Genomic DNA, 13,417 nt, shown 5'->3' on the forward strand with positions numbered 1-13,417 from the left:
GACGACTCCCCCCCGGCCACGCGACCGACCCGCGGGCGCTCACCCGCGGGCGCTCGGCTCCTACGCCCTTGGCCCCCACGCCGTCGGCCTATGTGAGCCCGGCTCACCCGCGCTCGGCCGTGCCCGCTCGGCCGGTGCCCGCTCGGCTCGTGCAGGCTTTGGCCCGTGCCCGCCTGGCTCGTGCCGGCTTTGGTTCGTGTCTGCTCGGCCCGTGCCCGCTCGGCCGACGTGAGCCGGGTCCGGCGCGGTCAGCCCAGTGGATGGGCCGCCAGCAGATCCCCGAGCCTCTCCTCGTACGCCGCCGCCGGGCCGAGCGCCAGCTCCAGGTGCTTGGCCCAGGCGTGATAGCGGTGCAGCGGACAGTCGGTGTCGGCGCCGAACCCGCCGTGCAGATGCTGTGCCGTCTGCACCACCCGGCGCACGCCCTCGGCCGCCCAGATCTTCGCCACCGCGACGTCACCGGCGGCGGGCAGCGCACCCGGAGCTCCCGAGGCGATCCGCCACGCGGCCTGCCAGAGGGTGGCCTCCATGGCGCGCAGATCGATGTACCGGTCCGCGGCCTGCACGGCCACCGCCTGGAACGTCGCGATCGGATACCCGAACTGTTCGCGCTGTCCGGTGTACTCGGCCGTCATCCTCAGGACCCGCTCGCCCAGCCCGAGCGCCAGCGCACAGGTACCGGTGGCCAGCAGCGCGTGCAGCCACTCCCACGCCCCGTCCGCCTCGACGACCTCGTCCGCCTCGACCCGGACCGACGTCAGCCGTACCTCGGCCAGCCGCTCCCCGCTGGTGGACACCTGCTCGGCGAGTACCACCCCGTCCCGCTCGCGCGGCACCAGCGCGAGCACGGTCCGCTCGGCCGCCGTCCCCTCGACGTGCGCCGGCACGACGACGAGGTCCGCGTCGTACGCCCACGGCACCGCCGTCTGCACCCCGTCCAGCACCCACGCCGACCCGTCCCGCCGTGCGCCCACGGCCAGTTCGGCCGGATCGTGGCCGCTGCGGCCGTGCGCCGCGACGGTCAGCACCAGCTCACCCCGCCCCGCCCGCGCGAGCAGCCGCTCCGCCAACTCCGGCCCGCCATAGGTCTGTACGGCCGCGGCCGCCGCGCTGTGCTCCAACAGCGGTACCCGGGCCAGCACATGGGCGGACTCGCGCAGCACCAGGCACAGTGCGATCGCGTCCAGACCGGAGCCGCCGTGCGCCTCGTCGAGCAGCAGACTCAGCAGGTCCGCCTCGGCGAGCCGGGCCCACAGCTCCCGGTCGAAGCCCTCGGTCACGGCGCCGGTGGTGAGCGCCGGACTGGGCACCGCGTCCGGCACGACGCCCGCGAACACTCCGCGCGCCGCCTCTGCCGCCGCCCGCTGCTCCTCGGTGAAGGTGAAGTCCACGGCCTGTCCCTCCGGCGGGTCCGGTGATCTGACGGTGCGTCAAGATAGAACAGGTTCTAGGAGAAGGGAATGGGGGTGGAGGGGGGAGGGGTGGAGAGGCGTTGGTTCTCGGTGTGTTGGGGGCCCTTCCCCCTCCCCCCTCCCTCCCCACCCCCCGATTCGGCCCGGGCAGCCCTCAGCGGTCGAAGTCCAGCTCCACCTGTTCCGTCAGCGGATGCGACTGGCAGGCAAGCACATACCCGGCTTCCGTCTCCTCCGACTCCAGGGCGAAGTTGCGGTCCATACGGACCTCGCCGGAGACCAGGAAGGCGCGGCAGGTACCGCACACTCCGCCCTTGCAGGCGTAGGGCGCGTCGGGCCGGTTGCGCAGGACCGTCTCCAGCAGCGTCTCGCCGTCACGCACCGGCCAGGTGCCACCGCGTCCGTCCAGCCGGGCGATGACCGTGCTGTGCGCGGGGGACTGGGCGGAAGCGGCCGGGGGCGAGCCCGCGTCCACGTGGAAGATCTCCTGGTGGATCCGGGAGCGGTCCACGGACAGCTTGCGCAGCGCCTGCTCCGCGCCCTGCACCAGCCCGTACGGCCCGCACAGGAACCACCCCGCGACCTGCTCGACCGGCAGCAGCACGGGAAGCAGTGCGGTCAGCCGCTCCCGGTCGAGCCGGCCGGACGGCAGACCCGCCTGCTGCTCCTCCCGGGAGAGCACGGTCACCAGCTGGAACCTCTCCGGATAGCGGTCCTTCAGGTCGGCGACCTCCTCCAGGAACATCGTCGAAGCGGCCGTACGGTCACCGCGTATCAGACAGAACCGGGCCCCCGGCTCGCGTGCCAGCAGTGTGGTGACGATGGACAGCACCGGGGTGATGCCGCTGCCGCCGACGATCGCCGCGTACAGTCCCGGCGCCGGGTCCAGGGTGAAGCGGCCGGCCGGGGTCATCACGTCCAGCTCGTCGCCGACGTTGATCTCCTTCAGCGCGTAGGCGGAGAAGGCGCCGCCCTCCACGAGCCGTACGCCGACCCGCAGCGTGTCCGGGCCCGGGCCGGCCGGGTCGGGGGCGGGGGAGCAGATGGAGTAGGTGCGCCGGATCTCCGTGCCGTCGACTCTGCGGCGCAGCGCCAGGTGCTGGCCGGGTGCGTGCCGGAACTCCGCGCGCAGGGCGGGCGGGACGGTGAGGGTGAGGGCGACGGCGTCGTCGGTGATCCGGTCGACCGCGGCCACCTGGAGCGGGTGGAAGCGCGCCATCACAACTCCTTGAAGTGGTCGAACGGTTCACGGCAGGCCAGGCAGCGGCGCAGCGCCTTGCAGGCCGTGGAGGAGAACCTGCTCAGCAGCTCCGTGTCGGCCGAGCCGCAGTGCGGGCAGCGGACGGGGTCCGGGTCGGCCGCGGCGTGCGTCGCGCTCGTGCGGGTCGGGCCGAGGGGCAGGGGCACCGGGCCGGAGCCGTCGCGTACGCGGGGGGGAGCTATGCCGAACTCCCGGAGTTTGCGGCGGCCTTCGGGGGTGATGTCGTCGGTGGACCAGGCGGGTGCGAGGACCGTGCGGACCGTGACCTCGCGCATGCCGTGGGCGCGCAGGACCCGTTCGATGTCGAGGGACATCGCCTCGATGGCGGGGCAGCCGGTGTAGGTGGGGGTCAGGTCGACGTCGACCGTGTCGGTGCCCTGGACGTGCACCGCGCGCAGGACGCCCAGTTCCCGCAGGGTGAGCACGGGAAGTTCGGGGTCGGGCACCGCGCCGGCCAGCTCCAGCAGTTCCGCCTCCAGGGCGGTGGCGGTCACCATGTCGCCCCCGGGTGGCTGCGGTGCAGGTGTTGCATCTCGGCGAGCATCCGGCCGAACGGCTCGGTGTGCAGGCCCTGCCGGCCGGCGCCCGCCGACCAGGCGCCGGTGCGCGGTCCCTCGGGGACGGGCAGGGTGGCACGGCGGAGGACGTCCTCGACGGACTCCCGCCAGCGCTCGTCCAGGCGGGTCCAGTCCGCGTCGAGGCCCGCCACCGGCTGGAACATCTCCCCGGTGAACTTCCACAGCGCCTCGCAGGCGTCATGCATCCGCCTGTGGCTCTCCTCGGTGCCGTCGCCGAGGCGCAGGGTCCACTGCTCGGCGTGGTCGCGGTGGTAGGCGACCTCCTTCACCGCCTTCGCGGCCAGGGGGGCGAAGGGGCCGTCGCCTGCGGCCAGTTCGGCGTAGAGCAGATGCTGGTAGGTGGAGAAGTACAGCTGGCGGGCGATGGTGTGGGCGAAGTCGCCGCCCGGCTGCTCCACCAGCTGGAGGTTGCGGAAGGAGCGTTCCTCACGCAGGTAGGCCAGTTCGTCCTCGTCGCCGGCCAGTGAGAGCAGCACCCGGGCCTGGCCGAGCAGGTCCAGGGCGATGTTGGCGAGGGCGACCTCCTCCTCCAGGGCGGGGGCGTGGCCGGCCCACTCCCCCAGGCGGTGGGAGAGCACCAGGGCGTCGTCGCCGAGGGCGAGCGCGGCGGTCACGGGGACGGTGGCGGGGCCGGTGGCGGTCACAGGTGCTTCACCCCTTCCGGGATGTCGTAGAAGGTCGGGTGGCGGTAGGGCTTGTCGGCGGCCGGTTCGAAGAACGGGTCCTTCTCGTCCGGGGAGGAGGCGGTGATCGCGGCGGCCGGGACGACCCAGATCGAGACGCCTTCGCCGCGCCGGGTGTACAGGTCGCGGGCGTTGCGCAGGGCCAGCTCGGCGTCGGGCGCGTGCAGGCTGCCGGCGTGGGTGTGGGAGAGGCCGCGCCGGGAGCGCACGAAGACCTCCCACAGGGGCCAGTCGGTGGTGCTCATGCTCGCTCCGCTTCTGTCTCGTGAGCCGTCTCGTGACCTGTCCGGTGTCCGGTCGTCCGGGGTCCGGTGGTTCGGGTGCTGTCGGTGTGGCCGGTGTGCTTGGCGGCGTAGGCCGCGGCTGCTTCCCTGACCCACGCTCCCTCGTCGTGGGCGCGGCGGCGCTGGGTGATGCGCTGTTCGTTGCAGGGGCCGTTGCCCTTGAGGACCTCCCAGAACTCCGCCCAGTCGATCGGGCCGAAGTCGTAGTGCCCCCGCTCCTCGTTCCAGCGCAGGTCCGGGTCGGGGAGGGTGAGGTCCAGGGACTCGGCCTGGGGGACGCAGATGTCGACGAAGCGCTGGCGCAGCTCGTCGTTGGAGTGGCGCTTGATCTTCCATTCCATCGACTGAGCGGAGTGCTGCGAGGCGTCGTCGGGCGGGCCGAACATCATGAGTGAGGGCCACCACCAGCGGTTCACCGCGTCCTGGGCCATCGCGTGCTGCTCCGGGGTGCCCTTGCTGAGGGCCAGCAGCAGTTCGTAGCCCTGGCGCTGGTGGAAGGACTCCTCCTTGCAGATCCGCACCATGGCGCGGGCGTAGGGGCCGTAGGAGCAGCGGCACAGCGGGACCTGGTTGGTGATCGCGGCGCCGTCCACCAGCCAGCCGATCGCGCCGACGTCGGCCCAGGTCAGGGTCGGGTAGTTGAAGATCGAGGAGTACTTCTGGCGGCCGCTGTGGAGTTTGTCGAGCAGTTCTTCGCGGCTGGTGCCGAGGGTTTCGGCAGCGCTGTACAGGTAGAGCCCGTGGCCGGCCTCGTCCTGGACCTTGGCCATGAGGATCGCCTTGCGGCGCAGGCTGGGGGCGCGGGTGATCCAGTTCGCCTCCGGCTGCATGCCGATGATCTCGGAGTGCGCGTGCTGGGCGATCTGCCGGACCAGGGTCGCGCGGTAGGCGTCGGGCATCCAGTCGCGTGGTTCGACGCGCTCGTCGGCGGCCACGGCCGCGTCGAAAGCGCGCTGGTAGGCCGTCGTGTCGACGGTGTCCGGCGTGCCGTCCGGCTCCGTGCGGGCCGTGCGCTGCGCGGCTGGTGTGGCCATTGCGGTCCCCCTGACCTCGGGTTCTGCGGCGGAGACTGTCCCGACCGATCGTTCGGTCCGTGTGGTGTCAATGGTGTGCCGGGGCGCTGTGGAGTGTCAACCGCTGTGGAAAACTCCGGTGGGCGGCCTGTGGACAACCGGAGCGGAGGCGGGTACGGCGGGGTCCGGTGCCGTACGGCGTGGCGAGGACCACGGGGCCGGGCCCGTACCCGGGGCTGCGCTCGGCGGCCGGGTCTGAGTACCGTTCCGTGCGGACGCCGCACCGTGGTGTGCGGGAACCGTGGGGCACCCGGGACGGGCGCCGTACACCTGAGCCGGCCGCGGGGCCGGCCGACTGAACCGAGATGACCGAGCCGAGACGGGGGACGGGAACGGAATGGACGCGTACGACGAGGACCCGGGGGCCGAGCCAGGCCCCGACGGGTCGACCGGGGCGCGTCTCCCGGCCGAACCTCCGGCCGGCACCGGCACCGGCACCGGCACCGGCACCGGCACCGGCACCGACACCGCGGCCGTAGGCGCCAGAGGGACTGGCCCCGGCGGCAGCGAGCCGGGACGTGGCGCCTCGGGATCCGGCGACTCCGGACCCGATGACGCAGGACACAGCGACGTGGGCCACAGCGACGCGGGACATAGCGACGCAGGACACAGCGACGCGGGACGTGGCGAGTCGGCCCGGGCGGCTGGTCCTGGCTGGGCGGCCCGGCCCGGCCGGGCGGAGGAGGCGGGCCCGGTGGCAGAGCCGGGAGCCGAGACCGAGGAGGCCGAGGCGGGGCCGGCCGCTGGGGTGGGCGTTGCCGCCGTGCCGCCCGCCGCGCCCGGTACCGGTGTGGCCGCTCTCTCCCCCCGCTACCAGATCGCCGCGGCACTCGCCCTCGCCGCGGTCGCCGTGGCCGCCGGTGTGCATGTGCTGATGGTGTTCCTCAGCCTCGCCCCCGCGAACACCGTGACGAAGCAGCACGGCAAGGCCGTCGAGGAGTGGGTGTACCCCGAGTTCGAGCAGAACTGGAAGCTGTTCGCCCCGAACCCGTTGCAGCAGAACATCGCCGTCCAGGTGCGTGCCGAGGTGCGGACGAAGGGCGGTGAGCTGCGGACCACCGGGTGGACCGATCTGTCCGCCGAGGACGGCGCCGCCATCGACGGCAACCTGGCGCCCAGCCACACCGAGCAGAACGAGCTGCGCCGGGCCTGGGACTTCTTCACGGCCACGCACGGCACCGACAACCGGCCCGTCGGCATGCGCGGCTCCCTCTCCGAGGAGTACCTGCGCCGGATCGTGGTGATGCGCCTGTACCGGAACGAGCCGCCCGACCGGCTGGGCGTCATCCAGCAGGTGCAGATCCGTTCCTGCACCACCAATGTGCAGCCGCCGAAGTGGAGCCCCGAGCGCGTGTCCGACCAGCCCGTCTACCGTCTGCTGCCCTGGTGGACCGTGACCGCCGACGAGGCCGCCGGGGGTGTGCGGTGAACGGCTCTTCCTCTCTGACCCGTCTCTCCCTGACCCTCTCGCGCGGGATCGCCCGGGTGACCGGGGCGGCGCTCGGGCCGTACCAGAGCGCCGTGATCCGGATCGGGTTCGCCGGGACCTGGCTGCTGTTCCTGCTGCGGGAGTTCCCGCACCGCCAGGAGCTGTACGGCCCGGCCGGACCGTGGAGCTGGAGCCTCGCCAAGGAGCTGACGGCCGACAACCGCGCCTTCACCGCCCTGATGTGGACCGACGGGCAGCTCTGGTTCGAGTGCTTCTACGTGCTGGCGGTCCTCGCGAGCGTCGCGCTGCTGCTCGGCTGGCGCACCCGGACGGCGTCCGTGCTGTTCATGGTGGGCGTGCTGTCGCTCCAGAACCGCAGTGTCTTCGTCGGCGACGGCGGGGACAACGTCCTGCACCTGATGTCGATCTACCTGGTGTTCACGCGCTGCGGACAGGTGTGGTCGCTGGACGCGCGGCGGGCGGAGCGCGCCGAGGCGGCACGCGCGCGTGGGGAGCGGCTTCCCGCCGACCGGCTGGGGCCGGCCCTCTGGGCGGTGCTCGGCCTGGCGCTCGTCCTCGTGACGGTCACCGGCCGGTTCGACAACGGCTGGCTGATCCCCGCCCTGCTGTGGACGGTCCTGGCGGGGCTCGGCCTGTGGTGGGCCGTCGGCCGCTGGGCGACGGCACGGGACCCGAAGATCCTGCTGGACGTCGTCGCCAACATCCTGCACAACGGCGCTCTTGCCGTGATCATGGCGGAGGCGTGCCTCATCTACGCGACGGCCGGCTGGTACAAGATCCAGGGCTCGCGCTGGCAGGACGGCACCGCCGTCTACTACCCGCTCCACCTGGACTACTTCTCGCCCTGGCCGGGCCTCGCCGACCTGATGTCCTCCAGCGGCACGATCATGATGATCGCCGCCTACGGGACGGTCATGGTGCAGGTCGCCTTCCCGTTCACCCTGTTCAACCGGCGGGTCAAGAACGTCCTGCTGGTCGCGATGATGCTTGAGCACGCGGTGATCGCGGTCGTCCTCGGCCTGCCGTTCTTCTCGCTGGCGATGATCACCGCCGACGCGGTCTTCCTGCCGACGTCCTTCCTGCGCCGGCTGGGCGCCCTGGTGGCACGCGCGCGTGCGCGGATCGCCGGGCGCGGGGAGCGTGCGGTGCCCGCACCGCGCTCTTCGCCGGAGCCGGAGCCGGAGCCGGGGCAGGAGCCGGGGCAGGAGCAGCCGGAGGGGGCGGAGCAGGACGCTCCGGGCGCGGTGGGCGCCGCGTAGGGTTCACGGCATGACCGACCCGCTGACCCGCTGGCGCGCGCACGCCGGCAGCGCCGTGCTGCTCGACGGCTTCCACGCCCTGAAGCACGCGGTGCGCTTCGGGGCTGAGGTGCCGGTGGCGGTCACCACCGACCGGGCGGCCGCGCTCGCCCTGGCCGAGGAGCTGGCCGGGGACGTCCGGGCCGCGCTGGACGCCCTGCTCACCGAGGTGCCGGCGCGGACGTACGCCTCGCTCGTGCCGCGGCCCCACCCGACCGGGGTGGCCGCGCTGGCCGTACGGCCGTCCCGTGAGGCCAATCTGCGGGCGCTCGCCCGCACGCCGCGCACCGCGCCGGTCGTGGTCCTGGACAACCCGAGGAACCTGGGCAACGCCGGGGCCGTGATCCGGCTCGCCGCCGGTTTCGGGGCGACCGGGGTGGTCACCACGGGCACGCTCGACCCGTGGCACCCCACCGTCGTGCGCGGCGGCGCAGGGCTGCACTTCGCGACCGCCGTGGAGCGCCTCGGGGTCGAGGAGCTGCCCGCCGGGCCGCTGTTCGCCCTCGACCCCGAGGGCGAGGACATCCGGGGCACCACGCTGCCCGACGACGCCGTGCTGGCGTTCGGCTCGGAGCGCAGCGGGCTGTCGGCCGAGCTGCGCGCGCGTGCCGACCACCTGCTGGCGCTGCCGATGCGCCCCCAGGTCTCCAGCTACAACCTGGCCACCAGCGTGGCGATGACGCTGTACCACTGGAGCGTCACCGGGGGCGCGCCCTCGGCTTCTCAGGCCGCTGTCCGGGCCCCTTCCTAGGCCTCCCGGCGCACCTCGACGACCCGGAACCGGTTCGCCACGAACGCCCCGTCGCACAGCGCGGCGTTGGCCGCCGGGTTGCCGCCCGAGCCGTGGAAGTCGGAGAAGGCGGCCGTCTGGTTCACGTACACCCCGCCGGTCAGGTTGAGCGACAGCTGGGCCGCCTCCTCCAGGCAGACCTCCTCGACGGCCCGCTCGGCCTCGGGGTCGGTCGTGTACGCGCCGACCGTCATCGCGCCCTTCTCGCGGACCGTGCGGCGCAGCAGCTCCACCGCGTCGGCCGTCGAGTCGACCGCGACGGCGAAGGAGACGGGGCCGAAGCACTCGCTCATGTAGGCGGCCTGGTCGTCCGCCCCCTCCCAGTACTTCCGCGCGCCGTCCAGCTTGACGATGACGGGGGTGCGCACGACCGCGTCCGGGAAGTCCGGGTGGGTGATCTCCCGGGAGGCGAGGACGACTTCGCCGAGGCCGGCCGCGGCTTCCAGGCGGGCCTTGACGTCCGGGTTGACGATCGCGCCGAGCAGGGCGTTCGCGCGCGCGTCGTCGCCGAGGAGGCCGTCGACCGCGCGGGCGAGGTCGGCGGTGACCTCGTCGAAGGTCTTGGAGCCCTGGTCGGTGCGGATGCCGTCCCGGGGAACGAGCAGGTTCTGCGGGGTGGTGCACATCTGGCCGCTGTACAGGGACAGCGAGAACGCCAGGTTGGACAGCATGCCCTTGTAGTCGTCGGTGGAGTGCACCAGCACCGTGTTGACGCCGGCCTTCTCCGTGTAGACCTGCGCCTGGCGGGCGTTGGCCTCCAGCCAGTCGCCGAAGGCCGTCGACCCGGTGTAGTCGATGATCCGGATCTCGGGGCGGGTGGCCAAGGGCTTGGCGATGCCCTCGCCGGGGCGTTCGGCGGCCAGCGCCACCAGGTTCGGGTCGAAGCCGGCCTCGGTGAGGACCTGGCGTGCGACCTGCACGGTCAGCGCGAGCGGCAGCACCGCGCGCGGGTGGGGCTTGACCAGGACCGCGTTGCCGGTGGCGAGGGAGGCGAACAGGCCCGGGTAGCCGTTCCAGGTCGGGAAGGTGTTGCAGCCGATGAGCAGGGCGATGCCGCGCGGGACCGGGGTGAACTGCTTGGTGAGGGTCAGCGGGTCGCGCTTGCCCTGGGGCTTGGTCCACTCGGCCGTCTCCGGCGTGCGGACCTGCTCCGCGTAGGCGTACGCCACCGCCTCCAGGCCGCGGTCCTGGGCGTGCGGGCCGCCCGCCTGGAACGCCATCATGAAGGCCTGGCCGCTGGTGTGCATGACGGCATGCGCGAACTCGTGGGTCCGGTCGCTGATGCGCTTGAGGATCTCCAGGCAGACCACCGCGCGCGTCTCCGCGCCCGCGTCCCGCCAGGCGCGCTGCCCGGCCTTCATCGCGGGCAGCAGCACGTCCACGTCCGCGTGCGGGTACTCCACGCCCAGCGCGATGCCGTACGGGGAGACCTCGCCGCCCGTCCAGTCGTCCGTGCCGGGCTGGCCGAGGTCCAGGCGGGTGTTCAGCACGGCGTCGAAGGCGGCCTTGCCCGCCTCCGCGTCCAGGCTGCCGTTCGCGCCGTAGGCCTTGGGGTGCTCGGGGTGCGGGGACCAGTACGCGCGCGTACGGATCGCTTCCAGCGCCTGGTCCAGGGTGGGCCGGTGCTTCGCGATCAGCTCGGGCGCGGTCAGTTCGGCGGCCATGCGGGACCAACTCCTCGTCTGGGGAACTCTCCGTCGAGTTCACGGCCTGGCAGAAAGAGCAGCGGGATGGGATCGTCAGAGCTAGAGTAACCGAACGATCGGTCGGGACAAGGGGGACCGCCGCATCTGTGGAAAACCCCGTGCGGGAGGATCGCGCACATGACAGCACTCGACCTCAGCAGCCCCGTGGCCGTCGTCGGCACCGGCACCATGGGCCAGGGCATCGCCCAGGTCGCGCTGGTCGCCGGCCACCCCGTGCGGCTGTACGACGCCGTCGCCGGACGGGCCCGGGACGCGGCCGAAGCGATCGGCGCCCGGCTCGACCGGCTCGTGGAGAAGGGCAGGCTCGGCGCCGCCGACCGGGACGCGGCCCGTGCCCGGCTGAAGCCGGTGGACGGCCTCGCCGGGCTGGCCGACTGCGGACTGGTCGTCGAGGCCGTCCTGGAACGGCTGGACGTCAAACAGCAGCTCTTCGGCGAACTGGAGGACATCGTCACCGATGACTGCCTGCTCGCCACCAACACCTCCTCGCTGTCGGTGACGGCGATCGGCGGCGCCCTGCGCCATCCCGGCCGCTTCGTCGGCCTGCACTTCTTCAACCCGGCCCCGCTGCTGCCCCTGGTCGAGGTCGTCTCCGGGTTCGCCACCGACGTCACGTCGGCCACGCGCGCGTACGAGACCGCCCGCGCCTGGGGCAAGACCCCGGTGGCCTGCGCGGACACCCCGGGCTTCATCGTCAACCGGATCGCCCGGCCGTTCTACGCCGAGGCGTTCGCCGTCTACGAGGCCCAGGCGGCCGACCCGGCCACCATCGACGCGGTGCTGCGCGGCTCCGGCGGCTTCAAGATGGGTGCCTTCGAGCTGACCGACCTGATCGGGCAGGACGTCAACGAGTCCGTGACGCACTCGGTGTGGCAGGCCTTCTTCCAGGACGTGCGCTTCACGCCCTCCCTGGCGCAGCGCCGGCTGGTGGAGTCCGGACGCCTCGGCCGCAAGAGCGGGCACGGCTGGTACGACTACGCCGAGGACGCCGAGCCGGCCGAGCCGCACACCGCCGACGAGGAGCGGCCGCCCGCGTACGTCATCGCCGAGGGCGACCTCGGCCCCGCCGCCGGTCTGCTCGCGCTCATCCGCGAGGCGGGCATCCAGGTCCGCGAGGAGGACGAGGACAACGGCACCCGCCTGGTGCTGCCCGGCGGCGGCCAGCTGGTCCTCGCCGACGGGCAGACCTCCGTGGAGTTCCGGGACGTCGTCTACTTCGACCTCGCCCTCGACTACCGCACGGCCACCCGCATCGCCCTGTCCGCCGTCCACGACACCTCGCCGCAGACCCTCGCCGAGGCCACCGGCCTGTTCCAGGCGCTCGGCAAGGACGTCAGCGTCATCGGCGACGTCCCCGGCATGATCGTCGCGCGCACGGTCGCCCGGATCATCGACCTCGCCCATGACGCGGTCGCCAAGGGCGTGGCCACCGAGGAGGACATCGACACGGCCATGCGCCTCGGGGTCAACTACCCGCTCGGCCCGTTCGCGTGGGACCGCAAGCTCGGCCGCGACTTCGCCATCGACGTCCTGGACGAGATGCACGAGCGCGACCCGTCCGGACGCTACGCGCCCTCACTCGCGCTCTACCGCCACGCATACGCCGTCGACAAGCGGGAGGGCGCCTCGTGACCACGGCCAGACGCGACACGTACACCCCGGAGACGCTCCTGTCCGTCGCCGTGCAGGTCTTCAACGAGCGCGGCTACGACGGCACCTCCATGGAGCACCTGTCCAAGGCGGCCGGCATCTCCAAGTCGTCGATATACCACCACGTCAGCGGCAAGGAGGAACTGCTGAGCCGGGCCGTCAGCCGGGCCCTGGACGGACTGTTCGCCATCCTCGACGAGGAGCACGCGCGCGTGGGGAGGTCCGTCGAGCGTCTGGAGCACGTCGTGCGCCGCATGGTCGAGGTGCTCATCGGCGAGCTGCCGTACGTGACGCTGCTGCTGCGCGTGCGCGGCAACACCGAGACCGAGCGGTGGGCGCTGGAGCGGCGGCGCGACTTCGACCACCGGGTCGCCGAGCTGCTGAAGGCCGCGGCCGCCGACGGTGACGTCCGCGGCGACGTGGAGGTCCGGCTGGCCACCCGGCTGGTCTTCGGCATGATCAACTCGATCGTGGAGTGGTACCGGCCGGACCCGCGCGGCGCCGGCGAGCGCGAGGTGGCCGACGCCGTCGCCCGGCTCGTCTTCTCGGGCCTGCGCAGCGCCTGAGAGCCGGCAGGGCCGCTACTCCTCCGGCTCCAGGTCCTCCTCCTCGAACACCAGCAGCGTGCGCGTGCTGAGCACCTCGGGGATCGCCTGGAGCCGGGTGAGGACCAGCTCGCGCAGCGCCCGGTTGTCGGGCGTGTGCACCAGCAGCAGGACGTCGAAGTCGCCGCCCACCAGAGCGATGTGCGAGGCGCCGGGCAGCTGTCTGAGCTGCTCGCGGACCGTGCGCCAGGTGTTCTGGACGATCTTCAGGGTCACGTACGCCGAGGTGCCGTGCCCCGCCCGCTCGTGGTCCACGCGCGCGCCGAACCCGCGGATCACCCCGTCCTCGACGAGCCGGTTGATCCGCGCGTACGCGTTGGCGCGCGAGACGTGGACGCGTTCGGCGACCGCACGTATCGAGGCGCGGCCGTCACCCTGGAGGATTTTCAGGATGTCCTGATCGATGGCGTCCAGCGGTCGCGGGGGCGGCAGCGGGATGCCATCCTGCGGTCCCTCGGCCAATTGTTCAGCTGCCATGTCCCCCCGCTCCCTCGCCGTGGACGTCCTGCGTTCATTCCAGGCTGTGGAGAACCGTTTGTCCACAGCCTGAAGGTGCCTGTAGCCAAAATGTGCCGACGACCGAACAATCGGTAGGTGGGACGGGTCACCGTCGACCCGCCTCCCGTA

General features: G+C 72.7%; 13 protein-coding genes. 5 read left to right on the forward strand and 8 right to left on the reverse strand.

Annotated features, from left to right (window positions below; all coding sequences use genetic code 11):
- Nucleotides 1-248: 248 nt before the first annotated feature.
- From ACFC8N_RS11050 to paaA, 6 genes are all read right to left on the reverse strand, one after another.
- Nucleotides 249-1,391, reverse strand: a complete 1,143-nt coding sequence (locus ACFC8N_RS11050; protein ID WP_362820683.1) for an acyl-CoA dehydrogenase family protein — start codon at nt 1,389-1,391, stop codon at nt 249-251.
- 175 nt (nt 1,392-1,566) lie between these two features.
- Nucleotides 1,567-2,631 (reverse strand): 2Fe-2S iron-sulfur cluster-binding protein, encoded by a 1,065-nt coding sequence (locus ACFC8N_RS11055; RefSeq protein WP_376287939.1) that lies wholly within the window; start codon nt 2,629-2,631, stop codon nt 1,567-1,569.
- Nucleotides 2,631-3,170 (reverse strand): 1,2-phenylacetyl-CoA epoxidase subunit PaaD, encoded by a 540-nt coding sequence (paaD, locus tag ACFC8N_RS11060; protein WP_356025959.1) that lies wholly within the window; start codon nt 3,168-3,170, stop codon nt 2,631-2,633. Before paaD ends, ACFC8N_RS11055 begins: the two co-directional genes overlap by 1 nt.
- Entirely contained in the window at nt 3,164-3,895 is a 732-nt protein-coding gene (gene paaC, locus ACFC8N_RS11065) for a 1,2-phenylacetyl-CoA epoxidase subunit PaaC (protein ID WP_362820685.1), read from the reverse strand. Before paaC ends, paaD begins: the two co-directional genes overlap by 7 nt.
- On the reverse strand, nt 3,892-4,179 hold the full coding sequence (gene paaB / locus ACFC8N_RS11070; protein ID WP_030640248.1) for a 1,2-phenylacetyl-CoA epoxidase subunit PaaB: 288 nt from the start codon (nt 4,177-4,179) through the stop codon (nt 3,892-3,894). Before paaB ends, paaC begins: the two co-directional genes overlap by 4 nt.
- The gene (paaA, locus tag ACFC8N_RS11075; protein ID WP_356025964.1) at nt 4,176-5,252 is read right to left on the reverse strand and encodes a 1,2-phenylacetyl-CoA epoxidase subunit PaaA; all 1,077 of its coding nucleotides are present in this window, start codon (nt 5,250-5,252) and stop codon (nt 4,176-4,178) included. Before paaA ends, paaB begins: the two co-directional genes overlap by 4 nt.
- A gap of 733 nt (nt 5,253-5,985) precedes the next feature.
- On the opposite strand from paaA, the gene ACFC8N_RS11080 reads away from it, so the two are divergent.
- Genes ACFC8N_RS11080 through ACFC8N_RS11090 form a run of 3 tightly spaced genes read left to right on the forward strand, consistent with a single transcriptional unit; the run spans nt 5,986 to nt 8,790 of the window.
- Nucleotides 5,986-6,720 carry a DUF5819 family protein gene (locus ACFC8N_RS11080; RefSeq protein WP_376287940.1) on the forward strand — a complete coding sequence of 245 codons (735 nt, stop codon included), beginning with the start codon at nt 5,986-5,988 and terminating at the stop codon, nt 6,718-6,720.
- Nucleotides 6,721-6,734: 14 nt separating this feature from the next.
- Nucleotides 6,735-8,000: an HTTM domain-containing protein gene (locus ACFC8N_RS11085; RefSeq protein WP_376288038.1), complete on the forward strand. Its 1,266-nt coding sequence runs from the start codon at nt 6,735-6,737 to the stop codon at nt 7,998-8,000.
- Nucleotides 8,001-8,010: 10 nt separating this feature from the next.
- On the forward strand, nt 8,011-8,790 hold the full coding sequence (locus ACFC8N_RS11090; protein WP_362820687.1) for a TrmH family RNA methyltransferase: 780 nt from the start codon (nt 8,011-8,013) through the stop codon (nt 8,788-8,790).
- Here ACFC8N_RS11090 and paaN read toward each other — a convergent pair.
- Complete coding sequence (gene paaN, locus ACFC8N_RS11095) at nt 8,787-10,493, reverse strand: phenylacetic acid degradation protein PaaN (RefSeq protein WP_356025972.1); 1,707 nt, start codon at nt 10,491-10,493, stop codon at nt 8,787-8,789. The two genes, ACFC8N_RS11090 and paaN, sit on opposite strands and share 4 nt — an antisense overlap.
- Before the next feature lie 159 nt (nt 10,494-10,652).
- Between paaN and ACFC8N_RS11100 the strand changes: the two genes are divergently transcribed.
- Nucleotides 10,653-12,167 (forward strand): 3-hydroxyacyl-CoA dehydrogenase, encoded by a 1,515-nt coding sequence (locus ACFC8N_RS11100; protein WP_376287941.1) that lies wholly within the window; start codon nt 10,653-10,655, stop codon nt 12,165-12,167.
- Nucleotides 12,164-12,751 carry a TetR/AcrR family transcriptional regulator gene (locus ACFC8N_RS11105; RefSeq protein ID WP_356025976.1) on the forward strand — a complete coding sequence of 196 codons (588 nt, stop codon included), beginning with the start codon at nt 12,164-12,166 and terminating at the stop codon, nt 12,749-12,751. Before ACFC8N_RS11100 ends, ACFC8N_RS11105 begins: the two co-directional genes overlap by 4 nt.
- A 15-nt stretch (nt 12,752-12,766) precedes the next feature.
- On the opposite strand, the gene ACFC8N_RS11110 is transcribed toward ACFC8N_RS11105, so the two are convergent.
- A complete protein-coding gene (locus ACFC8N_RS11110; protein WP_356025979.1) occupies nt 12,767-13,267 on the reverse strand; it encodes an Lrp/AsnC family transcriptional regulator in 501 nt (166 codons plus the stop codon).
- Nucleotides 13,268-13,417: the final 150 nt, after the last annotated feature.

The sequence above is a fragment of the Streptomyces sp. NPDC055966 genome (genome assembly GCF_042269865.1).
Lineage (GTDB): Bacteria > Actinomycetota > Actinomycetes > Streptomycetales > Streptomycetaceae > Streptomyces.

Bases quoted from the DNA above. Each gene is read 5' to 3' on its own strand.
- ACFC8N_RS11055 (WP_376287939.1), bottom strand. From the start codon at position 2,631: ATGGCGCGCTTCCACCCGCTCCAGGTGGCCGCGGTCGACCGGATCACC.
- paaD (WP_356025959.1), bottom strand. From the start codon at position 3,170: ATGGTGACCGCCACCGCCCTGGAGGCGGAACTGCTGGAGCTGGCCGGC.
- paaB (WP_030640248.1), bottom strand. From the start codon at position 4,179: ATGAGCACCACCGACTGGCCCCTGTGGGAGGTCTTCGTGCGCTCCCGG.
- paaA (WP_356025964.1), bottom strand. From the start codon at position 5,252: ATGGCCACACCAGCCGCGCAGCGCACGGCCCGCACGGAGCCGGACGGC.
- ACFC8N_RS11090 (WP_362820687.1), top strand. From the start codon at position 8,011: ATGACCGACCCGCTGACCCGCTGGCGCGCGCACGCCGGCAGCGCCGTG.
- paaN (WP_356025972.1), bottom strand. From the start codon at position 10,493: ATGGCCGCCGAACTGACCGCGCCCGAGCTGATCGCGAAGCACCGGCCC.
- ACFC8N_RS11100 (WP_376287941.1), top strand. From the start codon at position 10,653: ATGACAGCACTCGACCTCAGCAGCCCCGTGGCCGTCGTCGGCACCGGC.
- ACFC8N_RS11110 (WP_356025979.1), bottom strand. From the start codon at position 13,267: ATGGCAGCTGAACAATTGGCCGAGGGACCGCAGGATGGCATCCCGCTG.